The 21,903-nt window shown below is 64.1% G+C and carries 18 protein-coding genes; 11 read left to right on the top strand and 7 right to left on the bottom strand.

Translation table 11 applies throughout. The features are described from left to right. Positions 1 to 89: 89 nt before the first annotated feature. Positions 90 to 1,058: a cation diffusion facilitator family transporter gene (locus NKI49_RS04825; protein WP_352603124.1), complete on the bottom strand. Its 969-nt coding sequence runs from the start codon at positions 1,056 to 1,058 to the stop codon at positions 90 to 92. A 27-nt stretch (positions 1,059 to 1,085) separates the two neighbouring features. Further along, positions 1,086 to 1,772 (bottom strand): GNAT family N-acetyltransferase, encoded by a 687-nt coding sequence (locus NKI49_RS04820; RefSeq protein ID WP_352603122.1) that lies wholly within the window; start codon positions 1,770 to 1,772, stop codon positions 1,086 to 1,088. Between the two features lie 83 nt (positions 1,773 to 1,855). On the opposite strand from NKI49_RS04820, the gene NKI49_RS04815 reads away from it, so the two are divergent. Together NKI49_RS04815 and NKI49_RS04810 are read left to right on the top strand one after the other, a co-directional pair. Beyond that, positions 1,856 to 3,040: a pyridoxal phosphate-dependent aminotransferase gene (locus NKI49_RS04815; RefSeq protein WP_352603120.1), complete on the top strand. Its 1,185-nt coding sequence runs from the start codon at positions 1,856 to 1,858 to the stop codon at positions 3,038 to 3,040. 112 nt (positions 3,041 to 3,152) lie between these two features. After that, the gene (locus NKI49_RS04810) at positions 3,153 to 3,458 is read left to right on the top strand and encodes a YciI family protein (protein WP_352603118.1); all 306 of its coding nucleotides are present in this window, start codon (positions 3,153 to 3,155) and stop codon (positions 3,456 to 3,458) included. On the opposite strand, the gene NKI49_RS04805 is transcribed toward NKI49_RS04810, so the two are convergent. The 3 genes from NKI49_RS04805 to trhO all read right to left on the bottom strand — a co-directional run bounded on the left by NKI49_RS04805 (position 3,459) and on the right by trhO (position 6,501). Then, on the bottom strand, positions 3,459 to 4,217 hold the full coding sequence (locus NKI49_RS04805) for an SDR family oxidoreductase (protein ID WP_352603116.1): 759 nt from the start codon (positions 4,215 to 4,217) through the stop codon (positions 3,459 to 3,461). Between the two features lie 305 nt (positions 4,218 to 4,522). Beyond that, positions 4,523 to 5,263 (bottom strand): tellurite resistance TerB family protein, encoded by a 741-nt coding sequence (locus NKI49_RS04800; RefSeq protein ID WP_352603114.1) that lies wholly within the window; start codon positions 5,261 to 5,263, stop codon positions 4,523 to 4,525. 308 nt (positions 5,264 to 5,571) lie between these two features. Beyond that, on the bottom strand, positions 5,572 to 6,501 hold the full coding sequence (gene trhO / locus NKI49_RS04795; RefSeq protein WP_352603112.1) for an oxygen-dependent tRNA uridine(34) hydroxylase TrhO: 930 nt from the start codon (positions 6,499 to 6,501) through the stop codon (positions 5,572 to 5,574). 187 nt (positions 6,502 to 6,688) lie between these two features. Between trhO and NKI49_RS04790 the strand changes: the two genes are divergently transcribed. Beyond that, a complete protein-coding gene (locus NKI49_RS04790; RefSeq protein ID WP_352603110.1) occupies positions 6,689 to 7,327 on the top strand; it encodes a 2-dehydro-3-deoxy-phosphogluconate aldolase in 639 nt (212 codons plus the stop codon). A 267-nt stretch (positions 7,328 to 7,594) separates the two neighbouring features. On the opposite strand, the gene NKI49_RS04785 is transcribed toward NKI49_RS04790, so the two are convergent. Both NKI49_RS04785 and NKI49_RS04780 read right to left on the bottom strand, forming a co-directional pair. Beyond that, positions 7,595 to 9,400: a peptidoglycan L,D-endopeptidase MepK gene (locus tag NKI49_RS04785; RefSeq protein ID WP_352603108.1), complete on the bottom strand. Its 1,806-nt coding sequence runs from the start codon at positions 9,398 to 9,400 to the stop codon at positions 7,595 to 7,597. 404 nt (positions 9,401 to 9,804) lie between these two features. Further along, on the bottom strand, positions 9,805 to 11,340 hold the full coding sequence (locus tag NKI49_RS04780; protein ID WP_352603106.1) for a sigma-54-dependent transcriptional regulator: 1,536 nt from the start codon (positions 11,338 to 11,340) through the stop codon (positions 9,805 to 9,807). A 186-nt stretch (positions 11,341 to 11,526) separates the two neighbouring features. On the opposite strand from NKI49_RS04780, the gene NKI49_RS04775 reads away from it, so the two are divergent. The 8 genes from NKI49_RS04775 (at position 11,527) to NKI49_RS04740 (ending at position 21,855) form a co-directional block, all read left to right on the top strand. After that, positions 11,527 to 13,365: a M3 family oligoendopeptidase gene (locus NKI49_RS04775; RefSeq protein ID WP_027024172.1), complete on the top strand. Its 1,839-nt coding sequence runs from the start codon at positions 11,527 to 11,529 to the stop codon at positions 13,363 to 13,365. A gap of 373 nt (positions 13,366 to 13,738) precedes the next feature. Continuing rightward, the gene (locus NKI49_RS04770; RefSeq protein ID WP_352603104.1) at positions 13,739 to 14,515 is read left to right on the top strand and encodes a helix-hairpin-helix domain-containing protein; all 777 of its coding nucleotides are present in this window, start codon (positions 13,739 to 13,741) and stop codon (positions 14,513 to 14,515) included. A 245-nt stretch (positions 14,516 to 14,760) separates the two neighbouring features. Then, complete coding sequence (locus tag NKI49_RS04765) at positions 14,761 to 15,918, top strand: aminodeoxychorismate synthase component I (protein WP_502899532.1); 1,158 nt, start codon at positions 14,761 to 14,763, stop codon at positions 15,916 to 15,918. Then, positions 15,867 to 16,529, top strand: a complete 663-nt coding sequence (locus tag NKI49_RS04760; RefSeq protein WP_352603100.1) for an aminotransferase class IV family protein — start codon at positions 15,867 to 15,869, stop codon at positions 16,527 to 16,529. The genes NKI49_RS04765 and NKI49_RS04760 overlap by 52 nt, the downstream gene beginning before the upstream one ends. A 12-nt stretch (positions 16,530 to 16,541) precedes the next feature. Further along, the gene (locus tag NKI49_RS04755) at positions 16,542 to 17,471 is read left to right on the top strand and encodes a heme-dependent oxidative N-demethylase family protein (protein ID WP_352603098.1); all 930 of its coding nucleotides are present in this window, start codon (positions 16,542 to 16,544) and stop codon (positions 17,469 to 17,471) included. Between the two features lie 128 nt (positions 17,472 to 17,599). Further along, positions 17,600 to 19,045, top strand: coding sequence for a homospermidine synthase (locus NKI49_RS04750; RefSeq protein WP_352603096.1), 1,446 nt, complete (start codon positions 17,600 to 17,602; stop codon positions 19,043 to 19,045). Positions 19,046 to 19,232: 187 nt separating this feature from the next. Next, entirely contained in the window at positions 19,233 to 19,610 is a 378-nt protein-coding gene (gene omp10 / locus NKI49_RS04745) for an outer membrane lipoprotein Omp10 (protein ID WP_352603094.1), read from the top strand. A gap of 190 nt (positions 19,611 to 19,800) precedes the next feature. Beyond that, on the top strand, positions 19,801 to 21,855 hold the full coding sequence (locus NKI49_RS04740; RefSeq protein WP_352603092.1) for a 5'-nucleotidase C-terminal domain-containing protein: 2,055 nt from the start codon (positions 19,801 to 19,803) through the stop codon (positions 21,853 to 21,855). Positions 21,856 to 21,903 lie beyond the last annotated feature (48 nt).

Raw genomic sequence — 21,903 nt, 5'->3', positions numbered from 1 at the left:
GCCGCATCCTGGCGGCGAGCGTTCATCGGGCTGGTTTGCAAGGCTTTGGAACTCCTGAGGCAGGACCGATCGACATCAATCGACCGGACCTAGTGATAATGGCCGTGATGCACGGCCGCATCGTGCTGGTGATCATGGCCGTCGCCATCGTCGGCGCAGTGGCCGAATTCAGGTTCGACCGTGGCATGGCTGATGCCATGCTCGGACGCAAGCCGCTTCTTGACGGCGCTGACTGCCTGATGGGCGTCGGCGCCCTCGTTGAGGCAGGCATGCAGCGTCGCCATGGTGCTGGTTCCGTCGAGCGACCAGATGTGCATGTGGTGCACTTCGCGCACGCCCTTCACCGTGGCCTCGATGTCACGCGCAATGAGGTCGCGGTCGAGGCTCGGCGGCACCCCTTCCAGCAGGACATGTGCGGCGGCGCGCATCAGCGACCATGCCGTGGACAGGATCAGCAGCGAGACGAGAACCGACAGGATCGGGTCGATCGGCGTCCAGCCGGTCATCAGGATGACCAGCGCCGCAACGATCGCCGCGGCCGAGCCGAGCAGATCGCCAAGCACATGCAGGATGGCGCCGCGCATATTCAGGTTTTCGCGGTCGCCGCCATGCAGCACCAGAAAGGAGCTGATATTGACCAGCAGGCCGAGGATCGCCACCACCAGCATCGGCCCGCCCAGCACCGGCGCCGGCGTCTGCAGGCGCTCCCACGCCTCGTAGACGATCCACAGCGCGATGACGAAGATGGCGATGCCGTTGGTATAGGCCACCAGCGTCTTGACCCGGCCGAAGCCATAGGTGAGACGCACGGTTGCCGGCCGCCCCGCAAGGTGGAAGGCATACCAGGCGAGCCCGAGCGCGATGGCATCGGCGAGCATGTGGCCGGCATCGGCCAGCAGCGCCAGCGACCCTGTCAGGATGCCGCCAAGCGCTTCCGCGACCATGAAACCAGCCGTCAGGCTGGCCGCGACCAGCACGCGTTTCTTGTCGGTCGAGCCATGCACATGGCCGGCGCCGTGATCGTGCCCGCTGTGATCGTGGGAATGGGTATGCGCCATCCAAACTCCCGTTGCGCCGAATTCAGGTCACGCCCCGAACTCGGCGCGAAAATCTTCCAGCCGCCGCTTCTGCTGGCCGTCGGCGTCGAAATTGGCCGGGTCGAGCCACGCTTCGTAGGCTTTGCGAAGGGCCGGCCATTCCTTGTCGATGATCGAATACCACGCGGTATCGCGGTTTTCACCCTTGACGATGAGGTGCTGCCGGAAAATGCCCTCGAACTTGAAGCCGAACCGTTCCGCCGCCCGCTTCGACGGTTCGTTGCGGTTGTTGCACTTCCATTCGTAGCGGCGATAGCCGAGTTCGTCGAATATGTATTTCATGAACAGGAACTGCGCTTCCGTCGCGCCCGGCTTGCGCGAGATCAGCGGCCCCCAATAGATGTTGCCGATCTCGATGACGCCATGGGCCGCGTCGATGCGCATCAGCGTCTGGCGTCCGGCGACCTTGCCGCTGGCCTTGTCGATGACGGCAAAGAACAGCGGATCCTCGCTCGCTTCCACCTTGTCCAGCCATGGCTGGAAGGCGGCGCGGGTTTCCGGCGGATAGTCGGGCAGCCAGGCGAAGCGGCCATCGACGTCGGCCACGGAAGACGCTTCATAGAGGCCATCGCCGTGCTTGGCGGCGTTCAGCGGCTCAAGCCTGACATAGCGGCCCTCCAGCACCTTGCGCTCAGGCCGCGGACGCGGTTGCCAATCTTCGAGATTTTCCGACACCGAAAACTCCAATCCGTTTGACTTTTGCCGGCCGAAGCTCACAAAAACGCGACCCAACAGTAAGAACCACACGGACGGGAAAAATGCTCCACACGATTTCGGCCTTCGACCGTCTCGGCGAGGAAAATGCGTTCGCGGTGCTCGCGAGGGCCACGGCGCTCACCCAGCAAGGCCGCGACATCGTCAATCTCGGCATCGGCCAGCCCGACTTCAAGACGCCGCAGCACATCGTCGAGGCGGCGATCCAGGCGCTGCGCGACGGCCATCACGGCTACACGCCCGCCAACGGCCTGCTGGCGACGCGCGAGGCCGTGGTGCGCCGCACGCTCACCACCACCGGCGTCGAGGTCTCGCCCGAAGCGGTGATGATCCTGCCCGGCGGCAAGCCGACCATGTTCGCCGCCATCCTGATGTTCGGCGAGCCGGGCGCCGAGATCCTCTATCCCGACCCCGGCTTTCCCATCTACCGCTCGATGATCGAGTTCACCGGCGCCGCACCCATCCCCGTGCCGATGCGCGAGGAGAACGGCTTTGCCTTCTCGGCCGAAGAGACGCTGGCGCTGATCACATCGAAGACCAGGCTCCTGATCCTCAATTCACCGGCCAACCCGACTGGTGGCGTCACGCCGCGCGCCGAGATCGAGAAGCTGGTCAAGGGGCTGGAGAAGCACCCGCAAATCGCCATCCTCTCCGACGAGATCTACGACGTCATGACCTACGACGGCGAGACGCATTGCTCGCTGCTCGGCTTTCCCGAAATCCGCGACCGGTTGATCGTGCTCAACGGCTGGTCCAAGACCTGGGCGATGACCGGCTGGCGCATGGGTTGGTCGATCTGGCCAAACGGCGACAAAGGCGCCCATCTCTATGACAAGGTGCGCAAGCTGGCGGTCAATTGCTGGTCCTGCGTCAACGCGCCGAGCCAGTTCGCCGGCATCGCGGCCATAGACGGCCCGCAGGACGACGTTCACAGGATGATGCGCGCCTTCGACAGCCGCAGGAAGATCGTTGTCGAGGGGCTGAACGCCTTGCCCAATATTTCCTGCATCACGCCAAAGGGCGCATTCTATGCCTTCCCTAATGTGTCGAAGACCGGCTGGAAGGCAAAAAAACTCGCTTCCGCTTTGCTCGACGATGCCGGCGTGGCGCTGATCGGTGGCCCCGACTTCGGCATCCTCGGCGAAGGTTACATCAGGCTCTCCTACGCCAATTCCGAGGAGAACATTTTGCGCGCGCTGGAGCGGATCGGAACGTTTCTGGCCAAGTAGGCCGGCCGCACGACGATGTCATGAGCCGTCGTGATGCGTTTGGACGAGGCTGGGCGAGCATGTCGAAAACGGCTACGACTTCCACGATCAGGACTGGAACGAGGGATCTCGGATGTTCTATGCAATCCTTGCCTATCACGTGGAAGATGCGATCAAGGCGCTGACGCCCCAGGAAGATGCGGCGCTCATGACCGATCTGCTCAAGATCCATGACGGGCTCTATGCGGACGGCAGCCTCGGCCCATCGGCACGGCTTGGCCCGACACAATCGGCCTTCACATTGCGCGGGCCTGGTGAGGGAACGGTCATCGACGGCCCGTTCGCCGAGACCAAGGAGCAACTGCTCGGCCTCTATGCCGTCTATGAGATACGCCCGATCGCGCTCTATCTCCCCGGCGTGCCGCTGGCGGAGAAATGATCAGCCGCGTCCCACGAACGGCATCTTGGTGGCCATCACGGTCATGAACAGCACATTGGCGTCAAGCGACAGGCTGGCCATGTGGACGACGGCGTCGGCGACGTGCTGGACGTCCATCACCGCTTCGGCGGAGATCAAGCCGTTGGCCTGGGGCACCCCCACGGTCATCGGCTGCGCCATGTCGGTCAGCGCGTTGCCGATGTCGATCTGGCCGCAGGCGATGTCATAGGGCCGGCCGTCGAGCGCCAGCGTCTTGGTCAGTCCGGTGATTGCGTGCTTGGTTGCCGTGTAAGGCACCGAGCCCGGGCGCGGCGCATAGGCCGACACAGAGCCGTTGTTGATGATGCGGCCCCCCATCGGTCGCTGCTTGCGCATGGCGCCGAAGGCGGCACGGGCGCACAGGAACGAACCGGTGAGATTGACCCCGACGATATCGTTCCACACTTCGACCGGGATCTCGTCGATCGGTGTCGATTTGTAGCCCATGCCGGCATTGTTGAAGAGTAGGTCGACGCGGCCAAAAGCTTCCGCCACGGTCTCGAACAGGTCGTCGACCTCGCCGGCCTTGCTGATGTCGCAGGCGACCGCCAAGGCCTTGGCTTCGGTCGTCCGTCCGGCCTCCGCGACCGCGGCATCCAGCACCGCTTTGCGGCGTCCGCAGAACACCGTGTTCCAGCCAGCCTTGAGCAGCGCCGTGGCGACGCTCTTGCCGATGCCGGTGCCGGCGCCGGTGACGATGGCGGTTTTTTGCTCGGTCATGGCAGTTGTCCTCCGGCAGCGCTGCGCGTGCCCGCCCGATCTTCAGGGTTTGGTTCAAGAACGGAATCCATCGCAAATGACGACAGCGATGGCAAGCGGGCCGACCAGGGCGCGACCGCGAAAAGCAGCATCCGGTCTCCGGAAAAAGCTCTGATGGGGGCCGGCAAAAAGGGCGGTCATTGGCGACCGCCCTGATCCGAACCGGACTTGGGAGGAGGAAAAGCCGATCCGACTGTGTAGAATCATGCGCTTCCTGAGTTAACGCGGGATTAACACCGGATGGCACGACCTGTCCCGATTTGATGCTACCAACGCGGATTGGGCGACGTGCCTGCCTTGGCGGCCAGCACCTTGGCCGCCGAAACCGTCGCCTCGACATGGTCGACCAACGCGTCGGGCAAGCCAAGCCGGCCGGCAAGCAGGTCGAGATAGCCGCGTTCGGCACGTGTATCGGGGTCGATGGTAAGGCGCGAGGCCGTATAGAGTTCGAGTTTCTGCGCATCGGTCTTCGCGCCCGCCACCAGCGTGTCGAGATCGAGCGGGGCCTCAAGTTCCGACATCAGGAATTTCTCGGCATCGGCGCCAATCCCCGCCAGGCTGAGCTTACCGGCGATCTTCTGGCGTTCCTCGTCGTCGATATGGCCATCGGCCTTGGCCGCCGAGATCATCGCCCGCACCAGGGTCAGCGTGAATTCGTCCTCGCCCTGCGGCGCCTGCGATGGGTGGAAGGCGGTGTCCTTGGGCGGCGGCAGCAATTCCGGTTCGCCGGCCGCCGGCGCCTGTTCCGGTGCCTTGCCGGCCTTGTAATTCTGATAGGCCTTGTAGGCGAGGCCGCCGATCGCCGCGAGGCCGCCAAGCTTCACGGCGGCACCCGTCACTTCGCGGCCAGCACCGGTTCCAAGCAGCACCGCGGCAAGTGCGCCGGCGGCCAGCGGATTATCCTTGGCCATCTGCACCGCTTGCCCGGCCTTGTCGCGGACGGTGCCGCTGGTGCTGGGAATTTGCGAGCCGAGCAGATCATCGAGAAGCTTCTTGGGATCGAACATTCAGTGCCTCCAGGATTTGCCCGGCGCAACGGGCAGGTTTCGAACGCCGAAGACGTAGATCCCGAAGCCTGACATTGCAATGACAGGCCGCCGCCTGGCAAGGCAACGAATCCGGGTTGCCGGGTCGGGAGCGTTCGCCGGCATGTTGGTTGAGAAGCATCAAAAGAAGACCCGCCGGTGCGGCGGGTCGTTGGCGCAAATCTGCACCATAGATAGATATCTACCATAGCTGCACTCACCCTGTCAAGAAAAAATTCCTATCATCAAAAGCTGCGCCGCTTGGCCGCCGTCGTCAGCCGAGGCGGGCTTTATGACCCGATATGCGGGCCGTTGCCGCGCGCCTGTGCAAGTTCGACCTGCCGCTGGCGCTCGGCGTAGCGCTGGCGATCCGCATCGGAGCGGGCATCGAAGCAATGCGGGCAAGAGACGCCGGCGGCAAATTTCGGCGACGTCAGGTCGCCCAGCGTGAGCGGATGTCGGCAGGCGCGACATAGTTCCGCGTCGCCCTCGGCAAGGCCATGCGACACCGAAACCCGCTCGTCGAAAACGAAGCACTCGCCTTGCCACAGGCTCTGCTCGGCCGGCACGTCCTCGAGATATCTGAGAATGCCGCCCTTGAGGTGAACCACGTCCTCGAAGCCGAGCGACTTGACATAGGCGGTCGCCTTTTCGCAACGGATGCCGCCGGTGCAGAACATCGCGATCTTGCGACCCTCGAGTTCTGCGCGGTGCGCTTCAACCCAGGCCGGGAATTCGCGAAAGCTCGCGGTTGCCGGATCGATCGCGCCCTTGAACGTGCCGATCGACACTTCGTAGGCGTTGCGCGTGTCGATGACGATCGTCTCGGGCTGCGAAATCAGCGCGTTCCAATCGGCCGGCGCGACATAGGTGCCAGCACTTGTCGCAGGGTCGATATCTCCAACGCCCATGGTGACGATCTCGCGTTTCAGCCGCACCTTCATGCGGTGAAACGGCATGGCAGCGGCACCGCTGTATTTGACCTCGAGGCCAGCCAACCCTTCGATCGTTTCAAGGTGCTCGATCAGGGCAGCTATGTCCGCCTCGCTGCCGGCGACAGTGCCGTTGATGCCCTCATGCGCCAAGAGCAGCGTGCCCTTGATGCCGCGCCCACAGCAGAACGCCGCAAGCGGCGTGCGCAGTTCCTCGAAGGCGTCGAGCCGGGCAAACCGATAGAGCGCGGCGACGCGGACAGGTTGGGATGGCGTGGACAGTGTCATTGCCAGAGCAACTAGACGCTCGTAAAAGCCGATTCAAGGCGAAACGGCTTCGGCGATACCGTGCCGCCGCTCGGGAAGCGCCCCTTGCCATTGTTCCGTAGCGCACGACATTGCGGCATGGACGGTCCCGTGGACAGGCAAACACCCGTCTGCTAATCGGTTTAAACCCCACCATACGGAGAGACAGATGCCCAGCAAGACCGAAAAACTCCTGTCGCTCCTCAACGGCCAGCCGGTCATCCCGGTGCTGAAGATCGCTGATATTGCCGATGCCGTGCCGCTGGCCCGCGCTCTGGCGCGTGGCGGCCTGCCGGCAATCGAGATCACGCTGAGAACCGCCGACGCGCTGGAAGCGATCCGGCGCGTCGCGGCCGAGGTTGAGGAAGCCATTGTCGGTGCGGGCACCATTCTCGACACCAGACAGTTTGACGAGGCGGCAGCAGCAGGTTCGAAATTCATCGTCAGCCCCGGCATCACCCGCGAACTGCTGGCCGGCGCGGCCGATAGCGAGGTGCCGCTGCTGCCCGGCGCCATCACGCCCGGCGAGATCATGGCCGCGCGTGAGGCGGGCCTTCGGTTTTTGAAATTCTTTCCCGCCGAGCAGTCGGGCGGCATCGCTTCGCTGAAGGCGTTCGCCTCGCCGCTCGCCGATGTGAAATTCTGCCCGACCGGCGGCATCACCGGCAAGAATGCTACCGACTACCTCAGCCTGCCCAATGTCATCTGCGTCGGCGGCTCCTGGGTGGCGCCCGACGACCTGGTCAAGGCGGGCAAGTGGGACGAGATCGAAGTCCTCGCCCGCGCGGCGAGCATGCTCGGCCGATAGCGCCGTCTGGGGGCTATCTGCCCGTTGCGGCGCGGGAAGTCTTCGGTGTCGCCGCTGCCCCTCATCGCCCTGCCGGGCACTTCTCCCCGTATAGTGACGGGGAGAAGGACGCCGTCATTACCAGTTTTCGCCATTAAAGCGCGGCAAGTTCCCTTCTCCCCGTCCTAAACGGGGAGAAGGTGCCAGCAGGCGGATGAGGGGCAGCGCCGGCCTCGATAACATTTCACGCGCCAGCCGCAACGGGGGCACCGAAAGCGGTAGCCAGCCCTACTTGGTCTGGAAGCGCGCGACCGACATGAACTTGACGGCGGTGCCGGTGAAGCGGTTGGCTTCGGCCATCTGGTTGTCCGGCTGGAAGCCGGCCGTGTAGACCTCGCTCGGCGGCGTATGCACGATATTGTAGGCATAGCCCGGCGCCGTCGTCGCGCTCGAAACGGTCGCGACGTTCTCACCACTGGTCAATGCCCAGCGCGCCGCCTGCGGCGCTGCGGCGACCACCATGGCCTTGGGGCCGGGCTTCAGGTCGCGCGTGGTCGCCCTGGCTTCCTTGCGGGTCGTCTTCACGCCGGCGCCGATCGCGGCGGCCGGATCGGAACCGGCCGGACGGGCAACCACGGCCTCGCGCGGCGACGCGGCATCGACATCGGACGGATCGTTGAAGGCAGAACGCGGCTCGGGCAGCGAAGCGACCTGGTATTCATCGGCCGCATCGACCTGCGCATTGGCTTCGTCGAGCACGGCCTTGACCGCGTCGGGCTTACCCGGCTCGGGCCGCGCCGTCGGCAACGCCGAGAACGCATCGGTCACTGTCTTGCCGTGTTCAACCGTTTCCGCCAGCGTCATCAGCACATCCTTGCTGGGCGGCGGTGCAAGATCGGCCGGCGGCGAGCGCTCGGGACGCCATGTCGGAAGAGGTATGTTGTTGACGGCAACCTGCGCCGGATCGGTGGCCGCTGCAGCCGCAGCCGTAGCGGGGTCGGCCTTGCCGAAAGGCATGTTCGCCGGGGCCTGCGCGGTCGCCACGGCCTGCTCGGTGGTGGCAGTCGCATCCGCCATGGCGAACGGAACATTCTCAGGCGGCTGCGCGCCGATATCGGCCTTAGGCCGCGGCGCGAAATCCGGCAGCGGAATCTCGCGAGCCGGCAGCGCGGCGATGATCGTCTCCGGCGTATCCTGCTCTGGTTCTGGTGCCTGCTCCTCGGCGACCTGCGGAATCTCGGTGCGCTTGGCGTTCTCGGGCGCCACGATGGCGATACCCGGCAGGTTGTCGTTCTTGGGCGCCTGAAGGACCGGCTTCGCGGTTCTCGGCTTCGGCGCGGGCGCGGCGGATGCGACATCGGCGCTGTCATCGGCCTCATCTTCGCCACCGCCGAAGAAGGCGGAGAGGAACCCACCGGATTTCTTGCCGCTGCCGCCGGCGCTGGCGAGCTCGATGGCGGCGCCGCCGGAACCCGTGCGGGATTTGTAGGAAGCCAGCGCCTGCTCGTAGCCGGGCAATGGCCTGCCGTCGCTCGGCACATGCAGCGTCTTGCCGTTGGGGAACAGCCCGACCAGTTCCTGGCGGCTGATGCCGGGCCAATGGCGAACATTGCCGACGTCCATGTGCACGAAGGGCGAACCGGAGCTCGGATAATAGCCGACGCCGCCGCCCTGCATCCTGAGGCCGATGTTGCGCAGCTTCTTCAGCGGCACGCCGGGAATGTAGAAGTCCATCGCCTTGCCAAGCATGTGCTGGCTCTTCTCCGCGACGCCCCTGCTGCGGCTGCGCAGCATCGAGTTTGTCGACGGCGACCGGTAGCCGCAGACGACCTGGATGTAGTCGGTCGCACCGCTTTCCCGGTAGGCTTCCCAGACCAGGTCGAGCAGGCGCGGATCCATCTTGGTCGGTTCATTGCGACGCCAGTCGCGCAGGATGATGTTGATCTTCCTGAGACCCTCCGGAATGTAGCGGCCATTGCGCTTGTAGACGATCTCGGCCTTCTCGTGGGTGTGGAGGTGATAAAGCTTCAGAGAACGTGTTTCGGCGCTGGCCCCTGTTACAGCCGCGACAACAAAACCAAATGCGACAATCACCGCGGCCAGCCATTTCGGCCAGACGCTCGACTGATGATGCCGCCCATTTGTGAGTCGTTCGATTCTGTTCAAATCAAAAGGCCTTGCAGGCTGCCGTTTGTCCCCGGATTTGCCCAAACGGATGTGTCGTTTTCACATCCGAATATCGATCCTAATGGTTAATCATCGCTTATTGAAGTCGAAATGCGGTAACACCGTGGCGATATCCCGTCAAAAATTGTTCACAAGCTTTCTTGGTAAACCGCTGGTTTAGATCATGTTTCCGCCTTCGGCAGGAACACGATCTGTTACCGTTAGCCTTAATACGTGAACGCCACCATCGAGCGCCGCCGCCGGCTCGCCATGAAGCGGCGGCGGCGCGACGGCCACGTCATGACAGGGCAGACTGGTCCGGGCCTTGCGCCTCAGGAAGCGAGGCGTTCGACGCGGCCGGTTTCCGGGTCGATGCCGTATTCCTTCAGCTTGCGGTAAAGTGTGGAACGGCCGATGCCGAGACGGCGGGCGACTTCGCTCATCTGGCCGTTATAGTGATCGATGGCGAGCTTGATCATCTCGAGTTCGACGTCGGCCAGCGCCCGCACATTGCCGCGTTCGTCGAGCGCCCGCAGCGTGCCGAATCTGGGCTGAAGCACGGCCGGCCGAGCCGGATCGGCCGTCGGGGTGGCGTCGCCGGCCGGGACCTCCTCATCGCGTGGCCCCGGAGGCGATGAAAAGTCAGGTGCCGCGTCGTCCGTTTCGAGATTGATGGTGCCTTCGACCTGCGCCCGGATCTGCGGGAAATCATCGATATCAAGCACGTCGCCTTCGCACAGCACCGAGGCGCGGAAGACGGCGTTTTCGAGTTGCCTGATGTTTCCGGGCCAGTCATAGGCCTGCAGCACGGCCAGCGCCGCCGCCGAAACACCTTGCAGGCGATGGCGCGGGGCGGCTGGAGCCACCTTCGCCATGAAGTGCGTGACCAGATGGGGAATGTCGTCGCGCCGGTCGCGTAGCGGAGGCACGAAGATCGGGTAGACGTTCAGCCGGTAGAACAGATCCTCGCGGAACTTGCCGTCCTTGACCTGCTGCAGAAGGTTGCGGTGCGTCGCCGAAATCAGCCTGATGTCGACCCTGACGGTGCCGCGGCCGCCGACCGGATCCACCTCGCCGTCCTGCACCGCGCGCAACAGCTTGACCTGCACGTCGAGCGGCAGGTCTCCGATCTCGTCGAGGAACAGCGTGCCCGAATGCGCTTCGACGAACTTGCCGGTGTGCTTTTCGCTGGCGCCCGTGAACGAGCCCTTCTCATGGCCGAACAAGATCGATTCGACCAGATTGTCTGGGATGGCGCCGCAATTGACGGTGACGAAAGGTTTCGAGCGACGGTCGCCGCTGCCCTGGATGGCACGCGCCACCAGTTCCTTGCCGACACCGGATTCGCCTTCGATCAGGATCGGGATGTTGGATGCCGCGGCCTTCTGGCCGAGGCGAATGACCCGGTCCATCGCCGGGCTGTGCGTGATCATGTCCCGGAAGGTCAAAAGCCCGCCGCGCCGGCGCGATGTACGCTTGACCTCGCCCTCGACCGCCTCGACCTTGAGGGCATTGGCGATCGACGCCTGCAGCCTGTCGGGCGACGCCGGCTTGACGACGAAATCGAAAGCGCCGTGGCGCATCGCCGAAACGACGGTTTCGATGCCGCCCTGGGCGGTCTGCACGATCACCGGAACGGTGATGTCGCGCTCGCGCATCGCCTTCAGCACGCCGATGCCGTCGAGACCGGGCATGACAAGGTCGAGGATGACCACCGAGACGTCACGGGCGCCGGGCCCGTCGAGGGCGTCGAGGCCGGCAGAGCCCCCGTCGACGACGATTGCCGTATAGCCGAACCGCGTCACCGCCGCCTCGAGCAGCCGGCGCTGCACGGGATCGTCATCGACTATGAGTATGGAACCTGTCATGACTGTCTTGAGTTGCCCGGCGCTCGAAATCCCCATGGATCATCTTGGCACAGGGTTCTAAACAAGGTTTCAAAAAACCCGGTGAACGAATTCCTTAGGATTTGACCGGCTTGTCCGTTCCTCCTGATTCTGGCTCCCTGATTCTGGCCTCTTTTCTGGCCCGTTGGTTCAAAGAAGGTGTTGTCGATGCGCATGATGTTTGATCGGCGGCTTGCGGCGCCCGCATCCGGTCGAGGCGCGGCCGAGCTTGGCGATCTGCCGGAATGGAACCTTGCCGACCTCTATGCCGGCATGGACGCGCCGGAACTGAAGCGCGACATCGCCCGGGCCGCCGCTGAGGCGATCAACTTCGAGACCCGCTGGAAAGGGACGCTCGCCGCCGAGGCCGAGCGCGGCGGCTCAGGCAGGCTGGGCGAGGCGCTGGTCGCCTATGAAGCGCTGGAGGAACTGATCGGCCGCATCGTCTCCTATGCCGGTCTCATCTATGCCGGCAACACCGCCGATCCGCAGCGCGCCAAGCTCTACGGCGACATCCAGGAGAAGATGACCGACGCCAGCGCCCACCTCCTGTTCTTCGCGCTTGAACTGAACCTGATCGACGACGCGGCGATCGAAGGCGCGCTGGCCAGCGATCCCGCTTTCGGCCACTACCAACCGTGGGTGCTCGACCTGCGCAAGGACAAGCCCTACCAGCTCGAGGACCGCGTCGAGCAGCTTTTCCATGAGAAGTCGATCACCGGGCGCGGCGCCTGGAACCGTCTGTTCGACGAGACGATGACCGACCTTCGCTTCGAAGTCGACGGCGAGGAACTGACGCTTGAGCCGGCGCTCAACCGTCTGCAGGACGCCGATGGCGAGGTGCGCCGCCGCGCCTCCGAAGCACTGGCCGCGACCTTCCGCGGGAACCTGCGCACATTCACGCTGATCACCAACACGCTGGCCAAGGACAAGGAAATATCCGATCGCTGGCGCGGCTTCGAGGACATCGCCGATTCACGCCATCTCGCCAACCGTGTCGAGCGCGGCGTGGTCGATGCGCTTGCCGCGGCGGTGCGCGAGGCCTATCCGCGCCTGTCGCACCGCTATTACGCGATGAAGGCGCGCTGGCTCGGCATGGAGGTTATGAACCATTGGGACCGCAACGCGCCGCTGCCGGAGACGCCGCAGGCGGTGATCGGCTGGGACGAGGCCAGGAACACCGTGCTGTCGGCCTATCAGCGCTTCTCGCCCGAAATGGCCGAGATCGCGCGGACCTTTTTCGACCACAACTGGATCGACGCGCCCGTGCGTCCAGGCAAGTCGCCCGGCGCCTTCGCTCATCCAACGGTGCCGTCCGTCCATCCCTATGTGTTGCTGAACTACATGGGCAAGCCGCGTGATGTGATGACCCTGGCGCATGAACTCGGGCATGGCGTGCACCAGGTGCTGGCCGGTGGCCAGGGTGCGCTGATGGCCTCGACGCCGCTGACGCTGGCCGAGACGGCGTCCGTCTTCGGCGAGATGCTGACCTTCCGCTCGCTGCTCGAGCAGACCACCGACAGGCGCGAGCGCAAGGCCATGCTCGCCCAGAAGGTCGAGGACATGATCAACACGGTGGTGCGCCAGATCGCCTTCTACGAATTCGAGCGCAAGGTGCATGCCGAGCGCCGCAACGGCGAACTGACATCCGACAGGCTCGGCCAATTCTGGCTGGAGGTGCAGGCGGAAAGTCTGGGACCGGCGATAAAGTTGCGCGACGGCTACGAGGTGTTCTGGACCTACATCCCGCACTTCATCCATTCGCCCTTCTACGTCTACGCCTATGCGTTCGGCGATTGCCTGGTGAACTCGCTCTACGCGGTCTACCAGAACGCCGAGCGCGGCTTTCAGGACAAGTATTTCGAGATGCTGCGCGCCGGCGGCACCAAGCATCATTCACAGCTTCTGGCGCCCTTCGGCCTCGACGCCACCGACCCCGCCTTCTGGCAGATCGGTCTTGGCGTGATCAGCGGCCTGATCGACGAGCTGGAAGCGCTCGACGCTTGAAACGCGTCCCGTACGCATCGCCCGCACGCAGAACAGTTTAGCCGGAATGCATATCGCGGATGGCTCTATTCTTGCCCTAAAGATTTGTTCTTGAACAACTCTCCACGCAAGTTTTCCGATAGCTTTCCGTAAGCTCTATGGTAGCCTTCGATCCAAGCTCAACCGGAGCGCATGCGGATCGGGTGGGGAAGTCTTGGCCTGCCGTGGCGCTCTGGTGCACGCGACAACGGCCGTTGGCCATGGGCACGCAAAGCCGATCGCCGACTGCTCGACCGAAGCCGGCTGTTCCGCGACCGCGGAGTCACCATCGAGTAGTCCTTTGCCGAAGGTCATGGCCCATGCCACGGCAGACAGACCTGACTGGAGAGAGACAATGAGCACTTTTTTCTACATGCTCCTGGCGTTCCTTGTGGGTGTGTTGGTTGGCTGGTTCCTCTGGGGGCGCCTGCGCGGCGAACTCGACAGCTTGCGTGGCGATCTCGATCGCACGCGCAGCGAGCGCGACAGGCTTCGCGCCGACAGTGATCGGCTGACAGGCGAGCTGGATGCATGTGGGCGCACCCGCGCCGACCTCGAGCGCCAGCTGCGCGGGGCACAGGCTTCCACCGGAACCGGCGGGGCAAAGGCGGCCAGCCAGGCGCCGGCCGCCCTGCTATCGACGCCGGCCTCGGCCAAATCCGCCCCCGCAAAGCCGGCGCCGGCCAAACCGGCCGCCGCGAAGGCCGCCCCTGCAAAGCCGGCCGCCGCCAAATCCGCGGCACCGAAGACGGCAGCGTCGAAACCAGTTGCGGCCAAGGCCACCGCAGCCAAGGCCACGGCAGCCAAGAGTTCGGCCGCGCCAAAGGCTGCCCCGGCCAGGAAAGCCGCGCCGGCAACAGCCAAGCCGGCGTCGGGAAAGCCTGACAATCTGCGCCGGCTGATCGGCATCGGCCCGGTCAATGAGAAGCTGCTCAAGGCGCAAGGTATCACCAGCTTCGCCCAGATTGCCGCCTGGACCGCCGCCGACATCAAGCGCGTCGAGGACGTGATGAACTTCGACGGCCGCATTGCGCGCGAACGCTGGGTCGAGCAGGCGAAACTGCTGGCCGCCGGCAACGAACAGGAATTCGCCCGGCAGTTTCCAACGGCGGGAACGGCCAGCAACAGCTGAACGATAGAGGAAGAAATTATCACGCCGGCGGCGCTCATGGCGCCGCCGGTTCGTTTTTGGCCCGCAAAGCCGGCGCGGCACGTCGACCCAGAATTGGCGCAAAGGTCAGCCCAGAAGGTCGGCTCTCGGCTCGGCCCAAAGCTCGGCCCACAGGTCGGCCCACAGGTCGGCTTTGAGTGGCAAGGTGCCGTTCCCTCGATTGCGCGCGAGCGGCCCCCCATATAGAGCGGTCAACGGCTTCATCGATCCCGGTCCCCATGTCCCTGCCCGCCGCCATTTTCCGCAACGACGAAAGCGCGCGCCAGCTCGTTTTCAACCGGCCGGCCGGCATCATCGTGGCGAATGAAGCCCGGGATTTCCTGCCGGCGCTGGAGGCGGCCCAAGCCGCGCACGACGCCGGCAAGTGGCTGGCCGGCTATTTCTCCTACGAGGCCGGTTATCTGCTCGAACCGAAACTCGTTCCCTTGCTGCCGGCCAGGCGCCGCGTGCCGCTCATCTGCCTCGGGGTCTTCGATGCTCCCATCGAAGAAGCGGTACCGCCGCGCAACGCTGCCGCGACCAACGGCCCGATCTTCGATGCAAGGGCGGCCTGGTCGTTCGAGGATTACGAGAAACGCTTTTCACGACTGCACCAGCACATCAGGCAGGGCGATTGCTACCAGGGCAATCTGACCTTTCCGGTGCGTGCGCAATGGTCCGGCGACCCGCTCGCCGCGTTCGATGCGCTGACCGAACGCCAACCGGTGAAGTATGGCGCGCTGGTCGCGCTCGGCGATCCCATCGTGCTGTCGCGCTCGCCCGAACTGTTCTTCGAGATCGACGCCGGGGGCATGATCGAGACGCATCCGATGAAAGGCACGGCGCCGCGTGGTGCGACCAAAGCCGAGGACGAACGGCAGAAGAACTTCCTGCGCAATGACGAGAAGAATCAGGCCGAGAACCGGATGATCGTCGACCTCCTGCGCAATGACATCTCGCTGATCAGCGAAGCCGGCACGCTGGACGTGCCGGCGCTGTTCCGCATCGAGACCTATCCGACCGTCCACCAGATGGTGAGCGACGTCAGGGCGAAGCTGCTGCCGGGTCTCGGTATTCGCCAGATTTTCGCGGCGTTGTTTCCTTGCGGCTCCATTACCGGCGCGCCGAAAATCCGCGCCATGGAGATCCTGCACGAGCTTGAGGGCACGCCCCGCGACGTCTATTGCGGCGCCATCGGCTGGATCGCACCCGGCGGCACGATGCGCTTTTCCGTGGCGATCCGCACCATCTCGCTCTTTTCGAGTGGCCAAGCCGTCTACAATGTGGGCGGCGGCATCGTCTTCGATTCGGTCGCCGGGGAGGAGTACCAGGAGTGTCTGCTCAAAGCGCGCTTCGCGACGGGAACGCCGCCGACTTCGAGCTGATCGAGACCATGCGCTGGGAGCCGGAGACCGGCTTCCTGCGCTTCGATCGCCACCTCGCGCGGCTTTACGGCTCGGCGGCGGAGCTCGGCTTCAACTGCGATCCGCAAAAGATCGGCGACGTGCTGGCCAACACCGTCGACGGCTCCGGCATCGCCTTGCGCACGCGGCTCGTCTTGCCGCGCAATGGCGACGCGACCGCCTCGGCGCAACCCTATGAACCGCTCGCCGCCGACAAGGTCTGGAGATTGCGGTTGGCACGCACGAGGCTCGCTTCGAGCGACATGCTGCTGCGCCACAAGACCAGCCGGCGGCAGCTCTACACTCATGCCCGCTCCGAATATCTCATCACCCAGGCCGACGAGGTGATCCTGGCCAATGAACGCGGCGAAATCTGCGAAGGCACCATCACCAATCTTTTCGCCGATTTCGGCGACGTCACGCTGGCAACACCGCGGCTCGACTGCGGCCTGCTGCCTGGCGTATTGCGCGCCGAGCTTCTGGACGAAGGCCGGGCCGAGGAAGCGATCTACAGCTTGGACGACCTGAAATCCGCCAAGGGGCTGTTCGTCGGCAATTCGCTGCGCGGACTGATCCCGGCAAAACTGATCTGAAGCAGAACGTCTTTGCCTACCCGCACGCCCCCCAGCCACACGCCCTATGATGGCTCGTCAAAACTCTTCACCATCGGGCTCAAGCCGCTCGATCCTGCAAACTGGATCGAGATCGACAGCTATCTGCTGCCGTATCTCGCCGAGAAGCGCCGACTCTATGGGGAAATTCCCGAACGGGTTTTCGTCGAGGAGGACGGCACGCGAAATGCCCAGCAGGAAGTGCTCGAATTGCTCGGGACGCACTTGCTGGAGAAATTCTCCGGCTCTTATCGGCGCACCAATGCGGGCATCGAGGCCATAGGCGCGGAAAGCGATCTCCCTCCTCGTCTCGCCGGCGCTCCGCTGGCCGTGGCGTCGATGCTGGTGCAGGAAGACCTGATCCTGATGCGCCGCGACGACAACGGCTGGCGTCTGGCCGCGGGTTCGCTGTGCTTTCCCTCGTCCTGGTCGCTGCTTGAGAAATTCGGCAAGCCGCTGCAGCAGATCCACGCGCCGGTGCCGGGCTTCGGTCCGGGCACGCGGCCGGCCGACTTGATCAACCGCGTGTTCGACGGTCTCCAGGGCCAGGCGGTCGAGCGCTATAACTGGTCGATCCAGTCGGGTGACGCGCTCTACCATCCGCTGTCCAATGTCGAGCGCATCGATCGTGCTACAAAACGGCCCACACACTTCCCCAACGGTGACGTCAAAGCGCACGCCTTCATCCGCGTCGAGCGTCAGACGCTGCGCAAGCTGCCCGCCTCGCGCGATATCCTGTTCACCATCCGCATCCATCTCGATCCGCTCACTGTGCTGGCGCAGCACCCCGACCGCGTGAAGCTCGCTGTGTCTTTCGCCGCCCAGATCGAAGCGCTCGATCTCGCCCAGCTCGACTACAAGGGCCTGACATCGGACCGCGCCCAGCTGGTCGCCGTCCTTAACCACATGGCCAATGGCGGCTAGGCGCAGGTTGGCGCTTTTCGCTGGTTTATGACAATGATCTGTGATGTAGCGCATGGCCGTCGGGCGAAAATGCCCGGCTTTTTCTCTGTCCGCTCGGCTTTGCACGTGTTCGAAGGAGTGCTCGATAAATGGCGAATGAAAACTGGCCCGTTTACGGTGAAATCACCGGCCCTGTGGTGATGATCGGCTTCGGCTCGATCGGACGGGGAACGCTGCCGCTGATCGAGCGCCATTTCAAGTTCGACAAGTCGCGCATGACGGTCATCGACCCGCGCGACACCGACCGCAAGCTACTCGACGACTGTGGCATCACCTTCATGCAGGATGCGGTGACGGAGAAGAATTACAAGAAGCTCTTGACGCCGCTCCTGACCAATGGCGGCGGCCAGGGCTTCTGCGTCAACCTGTCGGTCGATACCGGCTCGGTGGACCTGATGCGGCTCTGCCGGAAGCTCGGCGTGCTCTACATCGACACCGTCGTCGAGCCGTGGCTTGGCTTCTATTTCGACGCCACGGCCGACAATGCCAGCCGCACCAACTACGCGCTGCGCGAGGCGATGATCAAGGAAAAGCACGACAAGCCCGGCGGCGCGACGGCGGTCTCCACCTGCGGCGCCAACCCCGGCATGGTCTCGTGGTTCGTCAAGCAGGCGCTGGTCAACCTCGCCACCGATCTCGGCCTCGAGTTTTCGGAACCCGCGCAGGAAGACCGCGAGGGCTGGGCCAGACTGATGAAGAAGGCCGGCGTCAAGGGCATCCACATCGCCGAGCGCGACACCCAGCGCACCAAGAAGCCGAAGCCGATGGACGTATTCTGGAACACCTGGTCGGTCGAGGGCTTCATCTCCGAGGGCCTGCAGCCCGCCGAACTCGGCTGGGGCACGCATGAGAAATGGATGCCGAAGAACGGCAAAAAGCACAAGCACGGCTCCAAGGCCGCGATCTATCTGGAGCAGCCCGGCGCCAACACGCGCGTGCGCTCGTGGTGCCCAACGCCGGGCGCCCAATACGGTTTCCTGGTGACGCACAACGAGGCGATCTCGATCGCCGATTTCTTCACCGTGCATTCCAAGAAGGGCAAGGTCCAGTATCGCCCGACCTGCCATTACGCCTACCATCCCTGCAACGACGCGGTGCTGTCGCTGCACGAGATGTTCGGTGCGGCCGGCAAGGCTCAACCGGTGCACCACGTGCTCGACGAGAACGAACTGGTCGACGGCGTCGACGAACTCGGCGTGCTGCTCTACGGCCACGACAAGAATGCCTACTGGTACGGCTCGCAACTGTCGCTGGCCGAGGCGCGCAAGCTGGCTCCCTATCAGAACGCCACCGGCATGCAGGTCACCTCGGCGGTTCTCGCCGGCATGGTCTGGGCCTTGGAAAATCCCGAGGCCGGCATCGTCGAGGCCGACGAGATGGACTACAAGCGCTGCCTGGACGTGCAGTCCCGGTATCTCGGGCCGGTCAAGGGCTACTATACCGACTGGACGCCGCTCGACAGACGCCCGGGTCTGTTCCCCGAGGACCTCGACCGAAGCGATCCGTGGCAATTCCGCAACATCCTCGTCCGATAGCATCTCGGGCAACATGGCTCATTACCTTGCAATCGCCCGGAAATCGGGCGATTGAAGGAGTGCGGCCTGGAGCTTTGCGCGTCCCGTCGGACACACGAACTACGCTCCAGCACTTTGGATGTACGCGTCGTGCTTTCCAAAATCGATTCCGATTTTTGGACCGATGCGAGAGGAGAGGATTTTCACGATGAGCATTGCGCGCAAGATTGTTTCGATGAGCATTGCCGCGGTCGGCTTGGCGGCGCTTGCCGCCTGTGCGACCAGCGGCCCCGGCGAGCCGCCGATGGCAGCCGCGCCAAAAGGCGTCGAAGGCTCCTGGATCGATGCCAAGGGTACCGGCCTGTCGACCTTCGCCAGCGGTACCTTCACGACCGTCGCCACCGACACCGGCCAGAAACTCGCCGACGGCAGCTACACCATGACCGGCGCCACGTCGGTGCAGATCAACGGCACGTCTCTGATTCGCCAGACCGCGGTCAGCTTCAACTGCCTGCTTGTGTCCACCAGCCAGCTGAACTGCACCAGTTCCGGCGGCCAGAATTTCGTCCTGACACGGCGCGTCTGACCCGGCGCGACGTCTAATCCTGTCGGACGGCGGCCACTGGCCGCCGTTCTTTTTTGCGCCGGCAAAGGTCGCCCGGATTTCCGCTTGCGTCGCCCGGAACGCGATGGGAACATGGCAAAAAACGCCGACTGTTATGTTCCAGTCAAGCAATGGCGTTAAACGCCTCTGATCAGCCTACCGGGAGACCAAGATGAAGAAGCTTGCCGCCATTGCCGCCCTTTCGGCATCGACGCTCGGCCTGTCGGCCGGCGTATCCTTTGCCGACTACACGCTGAACATCCTGCACATCAACGACTGGCACAGCCGCATCGAAGGCAACAACAAATATGAATCGACTTGCTCGGCCGAAGAGGAGACCAAGGGCGAGTGTATCGGCGGCGCGGGCCGGCTGATCACCGCGATAGCCCAGGAGCGCAAGAAGCTCGAAGGCCAGAACGTGCTGCTGCTCAGCGCCGGCGACAATTTCCAGGGTTCGCTGTTCTACACGACCTACAAGGGCAAGGCCGAAGGCGAATTCCTCAACGACATGAAATTCGACGCAATGGCGCTCGGCAACCATGAATTCGACGACGGCGAGACGGCACTCGCGCCGTTCCTCGACATGATCAAGTTTCCAGTGCTCGGCGCCAATGTGAAGGCCAACACCCAGTCCAAGCTCGGCGACCGAGTCAAGCCATCGATCGTCGTCGAGGTCGGCGGCCAGAAGATCGGCATCATCGGCGCGATCACCAACGACACGCCGGAACTCGCCACCCCCGGCCCCAACGTCGCCATCGAGGACGACGTCAAGTCGATCACCGCTGCGGTCGAGAAGCTGAAGGGAGAAGGCGTCAACAAGATCATCGCCGTGACCCATATCGGCTACAAGCGCGAGCGGGACGTCATCGCCAAGATCCCGGGCATCGACGTCGTCGTCGGCGGCCACAGCCATTCGCTTTTGTCGAACACCGATCCGAAGGCGGAAGGCCCCTATCCGACGATGGTCGACAACCCGGACGGCTACAAGGTTCCGGTCGTGCAGGCGGCGTCCTATTCGAAATATCTCGGCGAGTTCAAGGTCGTGTTCGACGACAATGGCGTCGTCAAATCGGCGAGCGGCGACCCGATCTTCCTCGACAAGTCGATTACGCCCGACCAAGCCGTGCTCGCCCGCATCAAGGAGCTCGGCGCACCGATCGAAGCGCTGAAGAACAAGGAAGTGGCCGAGACCACCGACGTGATCGACGGCAGCCGCGAGAGCTGCCGCACCCGCGAATGCGCGATGGGCAATCTCGTCTCCGACGCCGTCCTCGACCGCGTCAAGGGACAGGGTGTCGAGATCGTCATCTCGAACGGTGGCGGCCTGCGCGCCTCGATCGACAAGGGCACCGTCACCATGGGCGAGGTGCTGACCGTGCTGCCGTTCCAGAACACGCTGGCGACCTTTCAGATCTCGGGCAAGGACCTGGTCGCCGGCCTTGAGAACGGCCTTAGCCAGGTCGAGGACGGCGCCGGCCGATTCCCGCAGGTCGCCGGCCTGAAATATTCCTTCGACAAGTCGGTCGCGCCCAATGCCGGCCGCGTCAAGTCGGTGGAGGTGATGGAAGGCGGCGCCTGGACGCCGATCAATTCGGACAAGGACTATCTGGTCGCCACCAACAATTACGTGCGCCAGGGCGGCGACGGCTACAAGATCTTCGCCGAAAAGGCCAAGAACGCTTACGACTACGGCCCGGGCCTCGAACAGGTCGTCGCCGACTATCTCGGCGCCCACCGGCCTTATACGCCCAAGCTCGACGGCCGCATCACCGAGGTCGCCGCCACCGTCGCCGCTGCGCCGGCGGCCGAGCCAGCCAAGCCCGCCGAAGCTGCACCGGCAACTCCGGCCCCCGCACCGGCTGAACCGGCAAAGCCCGCTGATGCGGCAGCGGCAATGCCCGAATTGCCGGCCAACTCGGGCGATATCGCCAACACGCCACCGGCCATGTCCACGGAGGCAGCGCCTGCTGCACCGGCGCCGGCCGAACCCGCAAAGCCGGCCGAAACAGCCCCGGCTCCCGCACCGGCACCTGCCGAACCGGCAAAGCCCGCAGAGGCCGCACCGGCCACGGGAAGCCACGTCATCGTTGCCGGCGATACCTACTGGGACCTGGCGGTGAAAGCCTATGGCGATGGCACCAGGTGGAAGGTCATTTCGGACGCCAACAAGGGCTACGAGCCGCGCCGGTTGCCGGTAGGCGCGACGCTGACCATCCCGCCGAAGTAACGCCGCTTCGCTATTCAGCGAGAAAGCCCGCCCGGGAAACCGGGCGGG

It is taken from the genome of Mesorhizobium sp. M0587, assembly GCF_040320945.1.
Classification (GTDB): Bacteria; Pseudomonadota; Alphaproteobacteria; order Rhizobiales; family Rhizobiaceae; genus Mesorhizobium.
This window is presented reverse-complemented; position numbering and strand designations above follow the sequence as displayed.

What these genes read in the sequence shown, in the direction of transcription:
- NKI49_RS04825 (WP_352603124.1), bottom strand. Translation starts at nt 1,058, where the DNA reads ATGGCGCATACCCATTCCCACGATCACAGCGGGCACGATCACGGCGCC.
- NKI49_RS04815 (WP_352603120.1), top strand. Translation starts at nt 1,856, where the DNA reads ATGCTCCACACGATTTCGGCCTTCGACCGTCTCGGCGAGGAAAATGCG.
- NKI49_RS04810 (WP_352603118.1), top strand. Translation starts at nt 3,153, where the DNA reads ATGTTCTATGCAATCCTTGCCTATCACGTGGAAGATGCGATCAAGGCG.
- NKI49_RS04805 (WP_352603116.1), bottom strand. Translation starts at nt 4,217, where the DNA reads ATGACCGAGCAAAAAACCGCCATCGTCACCGGCGCCGGCACCGGCATC.
- NKI49_RS04800 (WP_352603114.1), bottom strand. Translation starts at nt 5,263, where the DNA reads ATGTTCGATCCCAAGAAGCTTCTCGATGATCTGCTCGGCTCGCAAATT.
- trhO (WP_352603112.1), bottom strand. Translation starts at nt 6,501, where the DNA reads ATGACACTGTCCACGCCATCCCAACCTGTCCGCGTCGCCGCGCTCTAT.
- NKI49_RS04790 (WP_352603110.1), top strand. Translation starts at nt 6,689, where the DNA reads ATGCCCAGCAAGACCGAAAAACTCCTGTCGCTCCTCAACGGCCAGCCG.
- NKI49_RS04780 (WP_352603106.1), bottom strand. Translation starts at nt 11,340, where the DNA reads ATGACAGGTTCCATACTCATAGTCGATGACGATCCCGTGCAGCGCCGG.
- NKI49_RS04775 (WP_027024172.1), top strand. Translation starts at nt 11,527, where the DNA reads ATGCGCATGATGTTTGATCGGCGGCTTGCGGCGCCCGCATCCGGTCGA.
- NKI49_RS04770 (WP_352603104.1), top strand. Translation starts at nt 13,739, where the DNA reads ATGAGCACTTTTTTCTACATGCTCCTGGCGTTCCTTGTGGGTGTGTTG.
- NKI49_RS04750 (WP_352603096.1), top strand. Translation starts at nt 17,600, where the DNA reads ATGGCGAATGAAAACTGGCCCGTTTACGGTGAAATCACCGGCCCTGTG.
- omp10 (WP_352603094.1), top strand. Translation starts at nt 19,233, where the DNA reads ATGAGCATTGCGCGCAAGATTGTTTCGATGAGCATTGCCGCGGTCGGC.
- NKI49_RS04740 (WP_352603092.1), top strand. Translation starts at nt 19,801, where the DNA reads ATGAAGAAGCTTGCCGCCATTGCCGCCCTTTCGGCATCGACGCTCGGC.